Annotated in this window: 13 protein-coding genes; 7 read left to right on the top strand and 6 right to left on the bottom strand. The window is 62.1% G+C overall.

The features are described from left to right. The first annotated feature begins 573 nt into the window (after positions 1 to 573). Together GJA_RS11505 and GJA_RS11500 are read left to right on the top strand one after the other, a co-directional pair. Entirely contained in the window at positions 574 to 3,807 is a 3,234-nt protein-coding gene (locus GJA_RS11505; RefSeq protein ID WP_081905357.1) for a di-heme oxidoredictase family protein, read from the top strand. Between the two features lie 194 nt (positions 3,808 to 4,001). Beyond that, positions 4,002 to 4,616, top strand: coding sequence for a nuclear transport factor 2 family protein (locus GJA_RS11500; RefSeq protein WP_144241491.1), 615 nt, complete (start codon positions 4,002 to 4,004; stop codon positions 4,614 to 4,616). 66 nt (positions 4,617 to 4,682) lie between these two features. Here GJA_RS11500 and GJA_RS11495 read toward each other — a convergent pair whose 3' ends face one another. Further along, entirely contained in the window at positions 4,683 to 5,414 is a 732-nt protein-coding gene (locus tag GJA_RS11495) for a hypothetical protein (RefSeq protein ID WP_038492264.1), read from the bottom strand. A gap of 133 nt (positions 5,415 to 5,547) precedes the next feature. Here GJA_RS11495 and GJA_RS11490 point away from each other — a divergent pair, with 133 nt between their 5' ends. The 5 genes from GJA_RS11490 (at position 5,548) to GJA_RS11470 (ending at position 8,979) form a co-directional block, all read left to right on the top strand. Next, on the top strand, positions 5,548 to 6,501 hold the full coding sequence (locus GJA_RS11490; protein WP_038492261.1) for a GlxA family transcriptional regulator: 954 nt from the start codon (positions 5,548 to 5,550) through the stop codon (positions 6,499 to 6,501). Between the two features lie 137 nt (positions 6,502 to 6,638). Then, positions 6,639 to 6,872: a 2-hydroxymuconate tautomerase family protein gene (locus GJA_RS11485; RefSeq protein WP_038492258.1), complete on the top strand. Its 234-nt coding sequence runs from the start codon at positions 6,639 to 6,641 to the stop codon at positions 6,870 to 6,872. 63 nt (positions 6,873 to 6,935) lie between these two features. Beyond that, complete coding sequence (locus GJA_RS11480) at positions 6,936 to 7,490, top strand: flavodoxin family protein (protein ID WP_038492255.1); 555 nt, start codon at positions 6,936 to 6,938, stop codon at positions 7,488 to 7,490. A 52-nt stretch (positions 7,491 to 7,542) separates the two neighbouring features. Continuing rightward, positions 7,543 to 8,511 (top strand): enoyl-CoA hydratase/isomerase family protein, encoded by a 969-nt coding sequence (locus GJA_RS11475; RefSeq protein ID WP_081905356.1) that lies wholly within the window; start codon positions 7,543 to 7,545, stop codon positions 8,509 to 8,511. A gap of 93 nt (positions 8,512 to 8,604) precedes the next feature. Beyond that, positions 8,605 to 8,979, top strand: a complete 375-nt coding sequence (locus GJA_RS11470) for a nuclear transport factor 2 family protein (protein WP_038492251.1) — start codon at positions 8,605 to 8,607, stop codon at positions 8,977 to 8,979. A gap of 42 nt (positions 8,980 to 9,021) precedes the next feature. Here the strand turns inward: GJA_RS11470 and GJA_RS11465 are convergent, their stop codons facing one another. The 5 genes from GJA_RS11465 to GJA_RS11445 form a co-directional block, all read right to left on the bottom strand. Next, complete coding sequence (locus GJA_RS11465) at positions 9,022 to 11,418, bottom strand: penicillin acylase family protein (protein ID WP_242404518.1); 2,397 nt, start codon at positions 11,416 to 11,418, stop codon at positions 9,022 to 9,024. Positions 11,419 to 11,470: 52 nt separating this feature from the next. Next, entirely contained in the window at positions 11,471 to 11,923 is a 453-nt protein-coding gene (locus GJA_RS11460) for an Hsp20/alpha crystallin family protein (protein ID WP_038492244.1), read from the bottom strand. 131 nt (positions 11,924 to 12,054) lie between these two features. After that, positions 12,055 to 15,204, bottom strand: coding sequence for an efflux RND transporter permease subunit (locus GJA_RS11455; RefSeq protein WP_038492241.1), 3,150 nt, complete (start codon positions 15,202 to 15,204; stop codon positions 12,055 to 12,057). Next, positions 15,201 to 16,535, bottom strand: a complete 1,335-nt coding sequence (locus tag GJA_RS11450; protein WP_081905355.1) for an efflux RND transporter periplasmic adaptor subunit — start codon at positions 16,533 to 16,535, stop codon at positions 15,201 to 15,203. Before GJA_RS11450 ends, GJA_RS11455 begins: the two co-directional genes overlap by 4 nt. Further along, positions 16,532 to 17,890 (bottom strand): TolC family protein, encoded by a 1,359-nt coding sequence (locus GJA_RS11445; protein WP_081905354.1) that lies wholly within the window; start codon positions 17,888 to 17,890, stop codon positions 16,532 to 16,534. The genes GJA_RS11450 and GJA_RS11445 overlap by 4 nt, the downstream gene beginning before the upstream one ends. Positions 17,891 to 17,897: the final 7 nt, after the last annotated feature.

The following is a 17,897-nucleotide window of genomic DNA, read 5'->3' as shown; positions in this document are numbered from 1 at the left end:
CCGCTGGCCGATGAAGCTCCCCGGGTGCCTGGATTCCGTGGTGGATGAAACATGAGAAGCTCGCATCTTCAGCGCTCCTTTTACGCTATGCGTCAGGCTGCAAATTCACACGCGATACCCGAAAGATTCTTTTTTATCAAGCCGAGATCTTACACCGATCAATACTGGGCAACGCAAAAGTTGTAACGTGAGTTGTTATTTTGCAACCTTCTATGGAACCGTTTCCAAAGCTTTAAGACTGAAACCGCCATCTTTTGCCAACATGGCCATTAAATCAGCCTGCGCACTGGAGAATTGAAAGCTTGACATGTCGAAAGACTCACGATATCTTACCCAAAAATATTTCCATGTGGCAATGTTTTCATTGCTCATAGAATTTAAGTACAGCCGCATTCCAGTGGCTTTTATTTAAGAAACAAACATGACGAGTGTCATACTTGCAATGGAAAATGTTTTATTGGCAAGTAACCAAGGGATGATTTTGACCGCTCGCGATGCGGTCGATTTTTCGACGCAGATGTACCAGTAGCAGATGTATCAGCAGTAACAGTAATAAACCAAAAAAGGAGAATCATGAAAAAAACACCACTTCGTAGCGGTCTGAACTCTGGGCGGTTACGGCATCTTTCAACACACGGCTTGCCACTGGCGCTGACGTTGTTGCTGGCAGCTTGCGGCGGCGGCGATTCATCGTCCAGCGGTAACACCTCGCTCAAGTCCCAGGTTTCGGCAAATGCCGCGGCGGAAGTCGCGCTCACCCCGGTGAGCGCGACGGGCAGTTCGTCCGAGCGTGGCGACCTGAATGGCGCGGCGGCCATCGACCGCAATATGAATACCCGCTGGGGCAGCGGATTTTCCGACACCGAGTATCTGACGCTCGATTTCGGTAAATCCGAACAGATCAGCCGGGTACGCATCGACTGGGAAAACGCCCACGCGACCAAGTACCTGTTGCAAGTGTCCGACGATAACCAGAACTGGACCACCATCAAGACCGTGGACAACAGCCAGGGCGGCACCGAAGACGTGCTGGTCAACGGCCAGGGACGCTATCTGCGCATGCAGGGTGTCGCGCGTTCGTCGCAATACGGTTATTCGATCTTCGAGATCCAGGCATTCTCCGGCACGCCGGTGGTAGCGCCTGATCCGACTCCGGAACCGGATCCGGATCCTGTTCCGTTGCCGGATCCTGGTCCGATCGACACCACCAAGCCGGGTGTCCCCGTCAAACCGGTGGCGGCAACTTCGTCGACCCCGGAAAACGGCGGTCTGTCGGCGGCACTGGCGATCGACGGCAAAGCCAATACCCGCTGGGCCAGCAAGTCCGAAGACGACGCGTGGATCCAGTTCGACTTCGGCGTCAAGACGCAAGTCGGCTACATGAAGCTGCTGTGGGAAAACTCTTACGGCAAGCAATACAAGCTGCGCGTGTCGGATGACGGCGTCAATTGGTCGCAACTGCGTTACATCACCAATGGCAAGGGCGGTACCGAGGAATTCTTTAACCTCGGCGTCAATTCCCGTTATATCCAATTGCAAGGCGTACAGCGCGCCACGCAGTATGGCTATTCCTTGTTCGAGGTCGAGTTCAAATCGCCAGGCAGCGACAACACGGTGCCGACCGCTGAAACGTCGGCATTTAGATTCCCGGCCAGCGGCAATGGCTGGACTCCGCTGCCGACTTACGACGAGCCGCTGGAAACGTTGCAGTTCACGCTGGCGGACGGTACGCTGGTGACACGCTTCGGCGTACGCGGCGTCGGCCGCCATGGCCGCGAGCGCGGTGAGGATTGGGAAGTCGGTTTCCCAGGCGCCATCAACCAGACCATCGATCCAATCACCGGCATGCCGGTGGACAAAGGCCCGGGCAATTACCTGACCTTCGTGCCGAACTACTTCCAGAACCGTACCTGGGGTATCGAGGTGATCGATAACAGCCGCGTGCCCGGTGTAACCAAGCCTATGCTGAAGGTCAACGAGTACATGCAAACCGATAACCTCGCTGGCGGCATCGCGTTCTTCCGCGCGTTCGACCGGCCGGGTGCAACCGGTTACGGCTGGATGAACAATGGCGAACTGGCCGTGAACGACGGCAAGGTCTGCAAATCCACGCCTTATCCGGCCAATGGCCGGCTGTACAGTGCCAACGGCATCAACAGCTCCTGTACGCTGCTGATCCGTGACTACCCGGGCCATGGCGACCTGGATGCAGAAGGTTACCCGAACGGCAAGAACGTACCGGCGCGTCCGCTGGTAGTCGGCGATGCGATCGAAATGTCGCCGTCGATGTTCGCCGCACCGGGTGCGATGCCCGCCAAGGGCGACAACGGCGGCATCCGCTACTACTCGACCGAGATGATGTATGTGGTCGGCCAGGGTCTGCGGCCATGGGTCGGCGTTTTCCCGCGCCTGAACTCCGCGCCATTGCCGGCTGAAACATTGACCGGTGGCCTGGGTTCGGTGTCGTATGACTACGCGGATAACGGCAGCTGGATGTTCCAGCAGCCTGCAACCAACATCGGCATGCAGAACATGCAGCGCTTTGTCGAAGGCCGTCGCCTGATTCATACCAACCTGACGACCGGCGAACACAACGAGCCAGGCAATGACCGCTTCACGCGAGTGGCCGGCCTGCAAGGACCACGCTTCAATCAGTCCTCCTGCTTCGCCTGCCATGACGGCAACGGCACCAGTCCGGCACCGTTAGCAGTGAACCAGCGCCTCGACAAGATGTCGGTACGGGTTGCCGTCACCAACGCCAACGGCCAGCAAGTGCCGCATCCGCAATACGGCACCGCGATCCAGATGAACGGCGCCGCCGCCAACGGCGCGCCGCAAGACTGGGGTACTGGTGTGCGTGTAGCGGGCTTCGAAACCAGCACGGTGAAACTGGCCGACGGTACCTCCGTCGAGCTGCGCAAGCCGACGCTGGCCTTCGATGGTCCGGTACCGGAAAACTTCTCGCTGCGCTCCGCCCAGCGGATGGTCGGCGTGGGTCTGCTGGAAGCCGTGCCGGAAGCGGACATTCTTGCCCGCGTCCGCACCACTCCTGATGCCGATGGCGTCAAGGGTGTGGCTAACTTCGCCTACGATCCGGAAACCGGTGCAGTGCGCCTGGGCCGCTTCGGCTGGAAAGCAGCCAAAGCGAGCTTGCGTCAGCAAAGCGCCGAAGCGTTGCTGCTGGATATGTCGGTGACCTCGCCTATCTATCCTAACCGCGCTTGCGCCAACGGTCCTGTCAGTTGCGCGGCCGGTGGCACGCAGAAAGGTATCAGCGAGGCTGATCTGCAATCGATCACTCACTACCTCGAGCTGCTCGCCGTACCGGCACAACGCAGTGTAGCCAGCGGTTTCCCGAAAGGCGTTGCTCCGCTTCCAGATCTGGATGTCAATCCGGCGCAAGTCAACCTGGGCGCCCAGGTGTTCAAGAGCATGAACTGCGCGGCTTGCCATACGGTCGAAATGAAGACGGGTTCTGGCCACCTGCTGGCGGAACTGCGCAATCAGACCTTCCGTCCGTACACTGACTTGTTGCTGCACGATATGGGTCCTAAGCTGGCCGACAAGTTTATCGAAGGCCAGGCCAAGGGCAGTTACTGGCGTACCGCCCCATTGATGGGCATCGGTTACGCCGATAAAGTCGCCGGCGGTACCGGTAAAGCAGGTCTTCTGCATGACGGCCGTGCGCGTAACGTGACCGAAGCCATCATGTGGCACGGTGGTGAAGCGGAGGCATCGCGTCAACGTTTCGAGAAGCTGTCGAAAGCGGATCGCGATGCGCTGCTGACGTTCATGAAGTCGCTGTAATGATGTAAACAACGTTTTGTAAGTTTTTACAAAACCGGAGGCCGCCGCGCAGATACCTGCCCGGCGGCCTTTTTTATTGGCAGCCTTGCGGCGATGCCTTTGGCGTAAAACGAGGGACAGATGGCATTCAGCGCATTTCCTGCCGCGTTAAGCTCACTCGCATCATGCAAACACGTCAAGAAAGGAGCCATCACATGTCTCAACAAGAACAACTTATCGGACCGCAAGACGACGCCGGCTGCGGATTGGGGCGCCGCCATTTCTTGGGCGGAAGCGCCGCGATAGGCGGACTGATCGCAAGCGCCCAATTGGGCTTCAGCCCTTGCGCTGCCGCGGCGCAAACCACGCCCGGGGCCAGCGACCTGCTGTACCGGCTGATCGACGCGATTCCGGACGGCGCCAAGGCCGCCGGACTGTTCGCGCCGGACGGTATTCTTGAACTGCCCTATCTGTACTCGCTGGGCCTGGAACCGCGCTATGTCGGGCGGGCCGCGATCGCCGCATTCTACGATTCGCTGAAAGACCTGTATGTGGATTTCGGTTTTTCGCGCGCACAGACCAGGGTGCTGATCGACACGCCGGGACAGCTCTACGCCGAATATGTCACACGCGTGACGACCCGCGGCACACAGCGGAAAGTCCGCTATCTTTTCGCGGCCAGGATGGTGGTCGAGGGTGGCCGGATCACCCATCTGCGCGAATTCCTGGATGTGCTGTCGATTGCGCGCGCGCTCAATCCGAACGGCCTGAAGGACTTGCCGGCTTTCAGCGCCGAGATTGATTCGGTGCAGCCCGGCTACCGGAGCTGAGCGCCCTGCCGTTGCGCATCAGGGAAAAGGCGGAGGCCCATGATGAGCAGCGCCCGCCTCCCTGGCTTAACTCAGTTGATAGTTGGAAAAGTCGGCGGTGACCGTGTTCTTGTCCCATTGCGGGCTGCCGTCCGGATTGCGCACGAACACGCGGCGTTTGGTCGGGAAGCGGATGCCCTGGAATTCCTGGTACTCCGACAGGAAGTGGGCGCCCGGCGATGCGCCGGCCACGTCGACCTTATAGTCATGCCGGCGCAGCAAACCATCGTCGCCAAAGTACAAGACCTGTTCCTGGCTATGCGTGTGTATGTGTGCGGGAAAGCGCACTTTCAGGCCGCGCAAGGTTTCACCGTTATGGCTGATCGGCGGCACGTCGCTGAAAGTGAAACCCGGCCGTGCCAGCAAGAACGGCGTCACGAAATACAGCCAGGTGGCGTAGCCGTTGAAATAAGCCAGCTGGGTTGGCGTCCACGGGCTCTCCCAAGTGTGGCCGGCAAAGGTGGCGCGCGGATCGGGTTGGCTGGCGATTTCTTCGCCGGCCTTGGTTTCAATCAATACTTTTTCTGGAGTGAAAGTCATTTGCCAGTTCGGATCGCCAAAGCCATCCACCCGCAGCCATTGTTTTTGCAGGTCGGCGGTGGCGGTACGCGGCTTGTCATCCATGTCGATGCCCTTCATGCTCCACAGGAAGCCGCCGACCACGACCGATGCCGAGACCTGGCTGAACTTGTTCCATTGTGCCAGGCCGCCATGGGCGGCGATCGCTTCGAGTAACAGTGGCGGAAGTTGGGTGCTCATTAATTTATACTCCTTTAGAAATAGCTGGAAAAGAGACAGCGGACCTGGCCGCTGCCGCGTCGACATTGACACTAACAAGTGTAGTAGCGGCAACAACGCCCCAATTGCCATTTAGCCCTCCTTTTGAGTCACCATGAAACGCATCGGTTTGATCGTATTTCCCGAATTTCAACTTCTTGAACTTGCCGCGTTGACGCCATTCGAGATGGCCAATGCGGCATCGCCCAAGCCGCACTACACGCTGGAAGTGTTGTCCGTCGATGGCGGCCTGGTGAAAAGTTCGATGGGGGTCGAGATCCGCACGGTCGCGCTGGCCGACCAGGAATTCGACACTTTATTAATGGCCGGCAGTACCCAGGTGCTGACGGCGCCGCCCGGCCTGCTGAACAAGCTGCGCAGCGCCGCACCGCATGCCCGGCGGCTCGGCAGTGTGTGTACCGGGGCGTTTATCTTTGCCGAAGCCGGTTTGCTGGACGGCCGCCATGCAACCACGCATTGGGCGCTGGCGCGCCAGCTGCAGCAGCGCTTCCCGAAAATTCATGTCACCGAAGACCGCATTTTCACCGCCGAAGGGCGGATATGGACGTCGGCCGGCATGACCGCCTGCATCGATATGGTGCTGGCGATGGTCGGCGACGACCTGGGGCTGGCCGCGTCGCGTTTTATTGCCCGCCAAATGGTGGTGTATCACCAGCGCCCGGGTGGACAAGCCCAGTTTTCGGCGCTGCTGGAACTGGAGCCGCAGTCCGACCGCATCCACAAAACACTGATCTTCATCAAGGATAATCTGCGCAATGAGCTGAGCGTCGAGCGCCTGGCCGGGATCGCCAACTTGAGCAAGCGGCAATTCACTCGGCAATTCCAGATGGAAATTGGCCAACCGCCGGCGCAGGCCGTCGAGCGTATCCGTGTCGAAAGCGCCCGCATGCTGCTGGAATCGGGCGGCCATTCGATTGAACGGGTCGCCGATTCGACCGGCTTTGGCGACCCCGAGCGCATGAGAAGGGCATTCCGCCGCATCTTCGACCAGCCACCCCAGCACTTCAAGCGCAAGGGACAGCATGGCGTCCCCTCCCCCGCCTCCTGATCTGCATGGAATATAGAACGTTGATTTCGCCTCAATATATTACACAGGGTATCAAGTAATTTTCAGAAAACGGCATTTATCTACTCAAACGGCATAAGTATAGTGAACTCCTCAAACAACAAAACAGGAGTCTTACCATGCCATACGTAAATATTCGGATCACCAAAGAAGGCGTCACTCCCGAGCAAAAACTGGCACTGATCGAAGGCGCCACCGACTTGCTGACCCGCGTGCTGAACAAGAATCCTGCGACCACCTTCGTCATCATCGATGAAGTCGAAACCGACAGCTGGGGCTTGAACCGCGAAAACATCACCACGCTGCGCGCCCGTGAAGCCCGCGCCAAGGCCGGCGACAAGCCGCAAGACTGATCTTTACCGACACTTGCGCGTGCCCGACATGAACAGTTTTTTAACTATCTCAAAGGAAAATTCATGAGTTCGAATATCGTCATCGTATATCACAGTGGTTACGGCCATACCGCCAGGATTGCCGAAGCCGTCGCCGCGGGCAGCGGCGCCAAATTGCTCGCCATCGACGCCGAAGGCAATTTGCCGGACGACGGCTGGGATGTGCTGGACAAGGCGCGCACCATCGTTTTCGGCAGCCCGACTTATATGGGCAACGTCAGCTGGCAATTCAAGCGTTTCGCCGACGCGTCGTCGGCGGTGTGGGCGCGCCAGGGCTGGAAGGACAAGCTGGGCGCCGCCTTCAGCAATTCGGCGTCGGTCGCCGGCGACAAGCAAACCACGCTGTACACCCTGTTCACGCTGGCGCAGCAGCACGGCATGTTGTGGGCCGGCACCGGCATGATGCCAAGTAACGCCAAGAGCGCCACCCGCCACGACATCAATTACCTGTCCTCGTTCGCCGGCCTGGCCACCGCCTCGCCGTCGGATGCGTCGCCCGACGAAATCCCGGCCGGCGACCTGGCCACCGCGCGCCTGTTCGGCGAACGCCTGCGCGACGTCACGGCGCGCCTGGCCTGATCCCTGCAACCGGATTCCATTGAACCTGATTCCATCAAGATAGAGAGAGACCATGAGACAGCTTACCCTGGTTAAAAGCGCGGCCGGCGCGATCGCCGCCGCCGTGGCACTGTACGCCGCCGGGGCTTCCGCCGCGCCGGCATCCGCGGCGCATGAAGCCGTCGTGCAAAGCACCGCGCCGATCGCCGCCGAAGCGCCGGATGCCAAGATCCGCCTGACCCGCGTCAGCCCGGCCTATTGGAAAGTCACCTTCGCCAGCCCGCCGCTGAACATCGTCGGCCCGGCCGAAGTACGCGAACTGGTCAAGATCGTCGAAGCGATCGAGGCCGACAAGCAAGTCAAGGTGGTGGTGTTCGACAGCGCCCTGCCTGACTATTTCATCGCCCACTACGACTTGCTGACGCCGTTGCAGGAATCGACCGGCATGAAACCGGGACCGACCGGCATGCATCCGGTGCCGGACATGATGGTGCGCATCGCCCGCCTGCCGATCGTCACGATCTCGTCGATTCGTGGCCGTGCCACCGGCATCGGCAGCGAACTGGTGCTGGCCACCGACATGCGTTTCGCCAGCCGCGAAAAAGCCGTCTTGTCGCAGTGGGAAGTCGGCGCCGGCCTGGTTGCCGGCGGCGGCCCGATGGCCCGCTTGCCGCGCCTGGTCGGCCGTGGCCGCGCGCTGGAAATCCTGATCGCGTCGGATGACATCAACGCTGACGTCGCCGAGCGCTACGGTTATGTGAACCGCGCACTGCCAGACGCCGAACTGGACGGTTTTGTCGATACCATGGCCAGGCGCATCGCCTCGTTCGACCGCGCGGCGATCATCGACACCAAGAAACTGGTGAACCGCGCCAGCCTGCCGCCGGACGCCGAGATGCAGCCGGGATGGGACGCCTTCATCGCTTCGGTGCACCGTCCCGCCGCCCGGCAACGTTTGAAGGCGCTGATCGACAAGGGCTTGCAACAGCCAGGGGAAATTGAAAAGAACCTGGGACAAGCGACCTTCAGCGAGAGCAAATAAGTTTCAGCCATCTTGCCGAAAGGCCAGTCACGGGAAGGCGCCGCCCGGCCCTTCCCGTTCCTATTTCCATAGTGTCATCAGAGGAACCATGCCATGCAGAGCGACCACCACGCCAGTATCGAGGCCATCGTCGACGCTTATTTAAGCAGCGTCTACAGCGGCGACACAACCACGCTGGCCCAGTTATTCAATGTCAACGCCCAGGTTTTCGGCGAAATTGACGGCAACGCTTACCACAAGCCGATCGCCGCCTACCTCAACGGCGTCGCGTCGCGCCAGAGTCCGCAGGCGCTGGGCGAGCCTTACCGCATGCGTTTGCTGGCCGTCGACCAGCTCGGCAGCATCGCCACCGCCACGCTGCATTCGCCGATGCTGGGTTTTAATTACCAGCTGTACCTGACGCTGCGCCGGCTGGAGGGCAAATGGAGCATCGTCAACAAGACGTTTACCAATATCGGCACCGAATAATCGGCACTGATAATCGGCATCCAATCTAACAGCATCGTTTATTCAGCGTCGGCGCGGCCGCAGCGTCAGCGTATATCGAACCGCACCCGGCAGCAAAGGCTGCGCCTTGCCATGGACCCAGTCGGCATGGCCGGCCAGGAAAAATGGGCTCAGCGGATGGCCGCTCTGTCCGCCCGGCATATTGAACAAGCCCTGCTCTTCCCTGCCTGGCGCCACCACCAGCCGTTCCGACTGGCCAAACTGCGGGGCGCTGACGCGCGGCATGTCGTCGTCGCCCGGCAAGGGATCGCGCGGCGCGGCCAGCCAGTAGTCGCCGAACGGCAATACCGTGGCCAGCGGATGGCGGATGTCGGCCCGGTTGCGCTGGCCCCAGCTGGCGTCGGCCAGCCGCTGGCCATGCGCGGTCAAGGTGCCGATGACGCTGTCGATCGCGCTTAGTTCAAGCTGCTGCCAGCTGGTTCCCGCAGGCAGCCAGCCTGGCGGGCGCTCGCCGAGCAGCCGCATCGCCAGTTCGCTCCAGCGCGGATTGGCGATCTCGACGCTCGCTTGTGCCAGCCCGGCGGCGGCCATGCGCGCATCGGCATCGGCAAACAATGCATCGTAAATGGCGCGCGAGTAGCCACGCGCCAGCCGGTAGGCGACGCTGCGCACGCCGGCCGGCTCATCCCAGGCCGATTCCAGCAAGCGGCGCAATTCGGCGCGCGCCGGATGGCCGGCAACTGCCGCCGGCGTCAACGCGGCCAGCGCCAGCGCGCGCCATTCGGCCATGTAGCTCGGGCTGGTGTCGAGCGCGATCGCCATCAATGCCGCTTCCGGCTGCTGGTCTTGTCGCCATTCCCGCAGCACCAGCAGCCGGTCGCGGATTTGGCGCGCCCGCGCGCCAAGATCGGCGCCGCCGTCGCCGAGCCGCGCGTAATCGGCGCCGCCCAATTGACGGTTGTTGGCACTCCACAAGATCCCATTGGCGGGATCGAATACGCGCGGATAGTCCGCGCCGTCCAGCATGGCGTGCCAGTCCGGGCCGCCACCCGCCGCATACGGAAACGTGGCGCCGAAGGTCGCCAGCCGGCGCGGCAGCGGACCGGCAATGCTCCAGCCTATGTGTCCGGCCGCATCGGCCAGCGTGATGTTTTGTGCCGGAATGCCGGCGCGCGCCGCCACGGTCGCGCCTTCGGCGACGCTGGCGGCCGACTCCATGCCGAACAATTGCAGGTTGACGGCGTTATTATCCTGGGCGATCCAGTGCACCGCGTATTCGCGGCCGGCGACCTGGCGCAACAGGCCGCCGGCGCTTTCCTGCACCATCAATATGAACGGAGCGCCGCCCTTGACGACGATGGTTTCGCGATAGTCGCTGACCGGCTGCCATCCGGCGCCGCGATCGACCTGGCCGGGGTGGCCCGGATCGCGCCGCACTTCGATCAGGTCGAGGTAATCGCCATAGCTGTTGGTCATGCCCCAGGCCAGCTTGCCATTGCTGCCGACCACGAACAGCGGCGTGCCGGGCAAGGTCAGGCCGACCACGCGCCGTTGTCCGCCATCGGCCGGATAACGCATCGCCGCGCGGTACCAGGTATTGGGCAAGCGCAAGCCCAGGTGCATATCGTTGGCCAGCATCGCGCCGCCGTGTCCGCTGGCCGGACCGGACCAGGCCCAGGCATTGCTGCCGACCGCCAACTGCGGCGTCCGCATCGCCACGCCGGATGCATGGCCGATCCAGCCGGGACCGATGGCCGGCAATGGCGGAGTCGGACTGGCGATGCCATCCATGTCGAGCGGCGTATCGAAACGGCTGCTTTCCGGCAACAGCAGCGCCAATTGTTCCGGCCTGCTGTGCTCCCTGATCCAGCCGCGGGCGAATTCGCGCGGTTCCAGATTGCCTTGCAACAGCTGGTACATGCTCCACACCACCAGCAAGCTGTCCTCGGCGCGCCATGCCTGCGGCGCCGCACCGAGCGCCAGGTATTCGAACGGCCGCAGCGTCAGTTGCTGCAAACCCTGGTTGATGCCGGCCGTATAGTGTTGCAGGTGCGTCCGGCTGGCCGGGTCCAGCTGGGCCAGCGCCGCGACGGCCCGGCTCCGGAAACGGAAGCGCCGATGGTTTTTATCCTGTTCCAGCGCGGCCGGCCCCAACAAGGCCGCCAGTTCGCCGGACGACGAACGGCGCAGCAAGTCCATCTGGAAAAACCGCTCTTGCGCGTGCAGGAATCCCAGCGCATAAGCGCCGTCGTTACGATCCGCTACGGCGATCATCGGCACGCCGCCGGCGTCGCGCTGGATGCTGACCGGCGCGCTCAAGCCGGGCAGCGTGACATCGCCGCCGAGCGCCGGCAAGCTGGCGCGCAACGCGCCATAGGCGGCCAACAGCAGCAGCAAAAACAAGGAAAGCGCCAAGCCAAGGATCAGCGCCAGCCGGAAACGCAGCTGCCGCGTAGCCATCAAGCGCCCTCCCCGTGGCTGCCAGGCGCCAGCCCGGCATCGGCAGGCGGCATTATTGAATCGTCAATTGCTTGCCGCCGCTGCCGGCCTTCTTGGGCAGCGTCAATTCCAGGATGCCGTCCTGGTAGCGGGCTTGCGCGGCCCCATCGTCCACTTCCTGGGGCAAAGTGAAATTGCGGTATTGCTGGCCATAGATGCGCTCGCTACGCACGCTCTTGCCGGCGCCATCGTCGCTGCGCCGCTCTTCCTTGACTTCGGCGCTGATCGAGACGCGGTGGCCGTCGATCGATACCTTGATGTCTTCTTTGCTGACGCCGGGAATTTCGGCATTGACTTGGTACGATTGCTCGGTTTCAGAAATGTCGACCCGCATGCGTGCTGCGACGTCGCGGTGGCGCAGCGACAGGGGCGAAAAGAAATCGCGCACGATATCGTCAATATCGGTAAACGGGTCGAAGCGGGCCAAGCCGCCAAAAGGATCGCGGGATGTCAGATTGTTAGTCATGGTGTGCTCCTTTACGCATAGAAGGGCACCGGGCCCGCTGGCCAGCTTGCTGCTGGCCTGGGGCGCGGCGACGTCTTTCCATCCTAGGATTACAGCATGACGAGCATTTGATATAAATCAAATGAGCTGCGTCAGACGCCGGACTGTTGCTCCTTGCGCCGCAGTTGCCGCCGGCGCAGCAGCAAATACACGGCCGGCACCACGAACATCGACAGCAGCGGCGCGGTAATCATGCCGCCGACCATCGGTGCGGCGATGCGCTGCATCACTTCGGAACCGGTGCCGCTACCCAGCATGATCGGCACCAGGCCGGCGATGATGACCGCCACCGTCATCGCCTTGGGCCGCACGCGCAGCACCGCGCCTTCCCGTATCGCATCGAGCAAGCCGCTTTCGCCATCGCGGCCCTGATCCAGTTGCGCCTGCCACGCCTGTTTCAGGTACAGCAGCATGATCACGCCGAATTCGGCCGACACCCCCGCCAGCGCAATAAAGCCGACCCCGCTGGCTACCGACAGATGGTGGCCCAGCAGCCACAGCAGCCAGATGCCGCCGGCCAGCGCGAACGGTAATGTTGCCATGATCAGCGCCGCTTCATCGATGCGCTGGAAGGTCAGGTACAGCAGCACGAAAATAATCAACAAGGTGGCCGGCACGACGATTTTCAGGCGCGCGGTGGCCCGTTCCAGGTATTCGAACTGGCCCGACCAGGCGATCGAATAACCCGGCGGCAACTTGACCTGGCTAGTCACGGCTTGCTGCATATCATGCACCGCATCGCTCAGCGCACGCTCGCGGATATCGACATACACCCAGCCGGACAAGCGTGCATTTTCGCTTTTCAGCATCGGCGGCCCGTCGTTGATGCGGATGCTGGCCACGTCGCCGAGGTGGATTTGCGCGCCGCGCTCGGTCAGTACCGGCAACTGGCGCAGTTTTTCGACCGAATCGCGCACTTCGCGCGGATAGCGCAAGTTGATCGGGAAACGTTGCAAGCCCTCTACTGTCTCGCCGATATTGTCGCCGCCGATGGCTGACGCGACGATGCTGTGCACGTCGGCGATATTCATGCCGTAACGGGCCGCCGCGTCGCGGTTGACGTCGATATCGATGTAGCGCCCGCCATTGAGACGCTCGGCCAGCGCCGACGACACGCCCGGCACATGCTTGACGGCAGCTTCGATGGCGGCGGTGACGCGGTCGATCTGCTGCAAATTGGCGCCCGACACCTTGATGCCGACCGGACTCTTGACGCCGGTGGCCAGCATGTCGATCCGGTTGCGGATCGGCGGCACCCAGATATTCGACAGTCCCGGCACCTTGACGATGCGGTCCAGCTCATCGACCAGCTTATCCGGCGTCATGCCCTTTCGCCATTGATCGCGCGGCTTGAACTGGATCGTGGTCTCGAACATTTCCAGCGGCGCCGGATCGGTCGCGCTTTCGGCGCGGCCCGCCTTGCCGAACACGCTTTGCACTTCCGGCACGGTCTTGATCAGGCGGTCGGTTTGCTGCAACAGTTGCGCCACCTTGCCGGCCGAAATGCCAGGCAAGGCCGAGGGCATATACAGCAAGTCGCCCTCGTCGATCGGCGGCAGGAATTCGCCGCCCAGCCGGGCCAGCGGCCATAACGTGACCAGGGCCAGCAGCGCCGCCGCCAGCACGGTGGTTTTCGGGAAGCGCAGCACGCGTTCCAGCAGCGGCCGGTACAGCCTGATCAGGACACGGTTCAGCGGATTGCTGCTTTCATCGGGAATCTTTCCGCGTATCAAATATCCCATCAGCACCGGAATCAGGCTGACCGCCAGCCCGGCCGCGGCCGCCATCGCATACGTCTTGGTGAAAGCCAGCGGCGCGAACAGCTTCCCTTCCTGCGCTTCCAGCGTAAATACCGGAATAAATGACAGCACGATGATCAGCAGCGAGAAAAACAGCGCCGGGCCGACTTCGGCCGCCGCATCGCCGATCACCCGCCAATGTTGCTCGCCCTGCAGTTTCTGGCCCGGATGCGCATGGTTCCACGCTTCGATATGTTTATGGGCGTTTTCTATCATCACCACCGCCGCGTCGACCATCGCCCCGACCGCGATCGCAATGCCGCCCAGCGACAGGATGTTGGCGTTGACACCCTGATAATGCATGACGATGAAGGCAATCAAGATACCGACCGGCAAAGTGACGATCGCCACCAGCGCCGAACGCGCGTGGAATAAAAAGAGCGCGCAGACGATGCCGACGACGATGAATTCCTCGATCAATTTGTGCTGCAAGTTATCGACCGCGCGCCTGATCAGGTGGGAACGGTCGTACACCGGCACGATCTCCACGCCGGCCGGCAAGCCGGGTTTTAATTGTTCCAGCCTGGCCGTGACGGCGGCGATGGTGTCCAGCGCGTTTTTGCCCGAGCGCATGATGATAACGCCGCCCGCCACTTCTCCTTCGCCATTCAGGTCGGCGATGCCGCGGCGGATTTCCGGCCCGACCTGGACCCGCGCCACGTCGCCCAGCCGTACCGTGATGCCGCCGGTGCTGGTGCTCAACGGTATCTTGCGGAAATCGTCCAGCGACGTCAGGTAGCCGGACGAACGCACCATGTATTCGGCTTCGCCCAGTTCCAGCAGCGAACCGCCGGTTTCCTGGTTGGCGCGGCGCACCGCATCGATCACCATCGCGTGTGGAATGTTGTAGGCCACCAATTTGGCCGGATCCAGCACGATCTGGTATTGACGCACGGCGCCGCCGACGCTGGCCACCTCGGCCACGTTCGGCAACGCCTTTAATTCATACTTCAAGAACCAGTCTTGCAAGGCGCGCAGTTGCGACAAATCCATCTTGCCGCTGCGATCGACCAGCGCGTATTCATAAATCCAGCCGACGCCGGTGGCGTCCGGCCCCAGCGCGGTCTTCGCTTGCGGCGGCAGCCGCGCCTGCACCTGGTTCAGGTATTCCAGCACCCGCGACCTGGCCCAGTACGGATCGGTGCCATCCTCGAACAAGATATACACGAAGGAATCGCCGAAGAAGGAATAACCGCGCACCGTCTTGGCGCCCGGCACCGACAGCATGGTGGTGGTCAACGGATACGTGACCTGGTTTTCGACGATTTGCGGCGCCTGCCCCGGATACGAGGTGCGCACGATGACTTGCACGTCCGACAAATCGGGAAGCGCATCGAGCGGCGTATGGGCCAGCGACCAGATGCCCCATGCGCTCAACATGACGGTGGCCAGCAAGACCAGGAAGCGGTTGACGATGGACCAGCGGATGAGTTTGGCGATCATGGCGCCTCCTTTTCAGGCATGCTCATCGGCATATTCATCGCGCCGGCGCCGCTAGCGGCAGCCGCCGGATCGCCGATGCGCGTCAGCGTGCCTTTCAGGCTGGCTTCCGAATCGATCAGGAATTGGCCGGACACCACCACTTGCTGGCCTTCCTGCAATCCCTTGCGGATTTCACTCTGGCCGCCGGCTTCCTGGCCGACCACCACCTCGGCCGGCGCAAACTTGCCGCCGCCCACAGCCAGCATCACCACGCTGCGGGTGCCGGTCTGGATTACGGCCTCGCTCGGCACCAGCAACACCTCACCCTGAGCGCCACGTGCGGAGGGGTTCAGCTTGATGGTGGCAAACATACCGGGCGTCAATTTCGCACCGGGATTGAGCAGTTCGATGCGGGCGATCAAGGTGCGGGTGGTCGTGTTCACACCAGGCAAGATCGCACCGACCGTGCCCTTGAATACAGTATCCGGCAAGGCAGGCAGGCGCGCCTCGACCGTATTGCCGGGACGTACTTGTCCAGCCATGCTTTCCGGCACTTCCGCATTGACCCACACCGTGCCCAGGCCATTGATGCGGAACAGCGACATCCCCGGCGCCACCGTCATGCCGATGCGCGCGCCCAGTTCGGTGACCACGCCGCCCAGCGGCGCGGTGATGGTCAGCCGCGGCTGGGTCTTGCCGCTGTGCTCGACCTGGCCGATCTGCTGTTCCGTCATGCCCACCAGGCGCATGCGCTGGCGCGCGCCGTCCAGCAAGCCCTCGCTGCCCGGTCCCGCCATATGCCGTACCGACAGGTATTCCTCTTGCGCGGCGACCCATTCCGGTACATACAGGTCCAGCAGTGGCTGGCCCTGGCGCACCGCATCGAGCGGCGCCCGCACATACAGTTTTTCGACAAAACCATTGCTGCGCGCTTGTAGCTGCGCCACGTCGCGCTCGTTATAGGCGATATTGCCGGCCACGTCGAACGGCGCCGTCAGATGTCCTTTCGTCACTGGCGCGGTGCGGATGCCGAGGTTTTGCTGCACTTGCGGGTTGATGCTGACGCCGCCTTCATGAGCGCCACTATCGGCGCCATCGGCATACACCGGCACCAGTTGCATGTCCATGAATGGCGATTTGCCGGGTTTGTCGAATTTCTGGGCCGGCACCATCGGGTCGTGCCAATACAGTACTTTCTTGTCGCCCGCGCCTGCTGCCGGTTCTGCTTGGATGGCGTCGATGGCCGGTCCCGCCTGCATGGCGTGGCTGGCGCCGAGGCGGTACAAGCCGGCGCCGGCGGCGGCCAGTACACCTGCCGCCAGCAAGGCGATGATGATCATGCGTGGTTTCATGGTGTATTTCCTTTCAGCGACAGCGACATGGGCATAGGGGCCGGAGCAGTTGATTTATCGCCGTCCGGAAAGATAAAAGTCAGTTGCGCCCACAGCCGGGCAGTGTCCGCCGCCAGTTGCAGCGCCTGCAAACGCAGCTCGATTTCAGCGCGCCGCGCGGCCAGCACATCGGCCAGGCCGGACTTGCCGCCACGATAGGCGGCCAGCAGCGCCGCCGTGCGTTCCTTGGCCAGCGGCAACAATTCATCCTGATAACGCTGGCTCCGTTCGCGCTTGTTGTTCCACTCGGCTATCCAGCCCTGTATATCGGCCAGGTGCATGCGCTGCGCTTCTTCCAGCGCGTCGCCGGCCTGACGCTCGATGGCCAGCCTGGCCGACAATTCACGGTCCTGGCGATTCTTGCGGTCCCACTGCAACGGCACCGACAAGCCGACCGAGACCATGTTCGAATATGCCGAACCGCGCTGTTGATAGGCAAACTCGACGCTCCAATCCGGTTTGCGCTCGGCCTTGGCCAATGCCACATCGGTGCGCGCGATTTCCTGCTGCCTGGCCAGCAGCGCCAGTTCGGGGTGATGCTTCAATTGCGCATCCAGCCGCGGATGGTCGAGCGGGATCGCGCTCATATCGGGCGCACTGGCCAGTGACGTATCCGCGGCGGGACCGGCCCAGCGCAGCAGCATGGTATTGGCGTTGCGGACACGCAATTTGTACTCGCTGGCCCGGTCGTCCAGCGCGACCAGCGCAGCGCGCGTCGCCAGCCAATCGGCCTGGCTGCCGCGTCCGCCCCGATACGCGGCGTCGGCGGCCTGCACTTCCAGCTGCGCCGCCGTGCCCTGCTCGCGTATCAGCGTCAACATTGCTTCGGCATAAAACCGGTCCAGCCACGCGAACGCGGTATCGCGTTCGATGGCGGCGCTGGATACTTCTTTTTCAGCCAGCGATTTTTCGGCTTCGCGTTCCAGCCGGCCGCTGCGCAAGCGCCGCTTGTCGGCGCCGGTCAATTCCTGCGACAGGCCGACCCGGCGCATGGTCATGAAATCGCTATTCACGCTGAGGCGGTCGGCGCCGCTGACCGGCAAGTTATCGATGCCGAACTTCAAGACCGGGTCCGGCAAGCGGCCTGCCGCGACCGCCATGTCGCGCGATGCGGCGGCCGCCTCGTCCTGGCCGGCCAGTTGCCGGCTGCGTTCGATGGCCAATTGTTGGGCGCGGGCCAGCGTCAGCGGAATGCCGCTGATTTCGCCCGCATGCGCATGGTTATGGATGGAAAAAGCCAGCAGCGCGGCAAAAGCCGGGCCGGCAAACAAGGACAAGGTGCGCGCCGCTTTCGGCGCGCCTATCAGGTAAGACATGATAAAT

Origin of the sequence: Janthinobacterium agaricidamnosum NBRC 102515 = DSM 9628, assembly GCF_000723165.1 — a bacterium.
GTDB lineage: Bacteria > Pseudomonadota > Gammaproteobacteria > Burkholderiales > Burkholderiaceae_D > Janthinobacterium > Janthinobacterium agaricidamnosum.
Note: the sequence above shows the minus strand (reverse complement) of the source record. Positions and strands in the feature narration are given on the sequence as shown.

What these genes read in the sequence shown, in the direction of transcription:
- GJA_RS11445 (WP_081905354.1), bottom strand. Translation starts at nt 17,890, where the DNA reads ATGTCTTACCTGATAGGCGCGCCGAAAGCGGCGCGCACCTTGTCCTTG.
- GJA_RS11470 (WP_038492251.1), top strand. Translation starts at nt 8,605, where the DNA reads ATGCAGAGCGACCACCACGCCAGTATCGAGGCCATCGTCGACGCTTAT.
- GJA_RS11485 (WP_038492258.1), top strand. Translation starts at nt 6,639, where the DNA reads ATGCCATACGTAAATATTCGGATCACCAAAGAAGGCGTCACTCCCGAG.
- GJA_RS11450 (WP_081905355.1), bottom strand. Translation starts at nt 16,535, where the DNA reads ATGAAACCACGCATGATCATCATCGCCTTGCTGGCGGCAGGTGTACTG.
- GJA_RS11465 (WP_242404518.1), bottom strand. Translation starts at nt 11,418, where the DNA reads ATGGCTACGCGGCAGCTGCGTTTCCGGCTGGCGCTGATCCTTGGCTTG.
- GJA_RS11455 (WP_038492241.1), bottom strand. Translation starts at nt 15,204, where the DNA reads ATGATCGCCAAACTCATCCGCTGGTCCATCGTCAACCGCTTCCTGGTC.
- GJA_RS11495 (WP_038492264.1), bottom strand. Translation starts at nt 5,414, where the DNA reads ATGAGCACCCAACTTCCGCCACTGTTACTCGAAGCGATCGCCGCCCAT.
- GJA_RS11490 (WP_038492261.1), top strand. Translation starts at nt 5,548, where the DNA reads ATGAAACGCATCGGTTTGATCGTATTTCCCGAATTTCAACTTCTTGAA.
- GJA_RS11475 (WP_081905356.1), top strand. Translation starts at nt 7,543, where the DNA reads ATGAGACAGCTTACCCTGGTTAAAAGCGCGGCCGGCGCGATCGCCGCC.
- GJA_RS11505 (WP_081905357.1), top strand. Translation starts at nt 574, where the DNA reads ATGAAAAAAACACCACTTCGTAGCGGTCTGAACTCTGGGCGGTTACGG.
- GJA_RS11460 (WP_038492244.1), bottom strand. Translation starts at nt 11,923, where the DNA reads ATGACTAACAATCTGACATCCCGCGATCCTTTTGGCGGCTTGGCCCGC.
- GJA_RS11480 (WP_038492255.1), top strand. Translation starts at nt 6,936, where the DNA reads ATGAGTTCGAATATCGTCATCGTATATCACAGTGGTTACGGCCATACC.
- GJA_RS11500 (WP_144241491.1), top strand. Translation starts at nt 4,002, where the DNA reads ATGTCTCAACAAGAACAACTTATCGGACCGCAAGACGACGCCGGCTGC.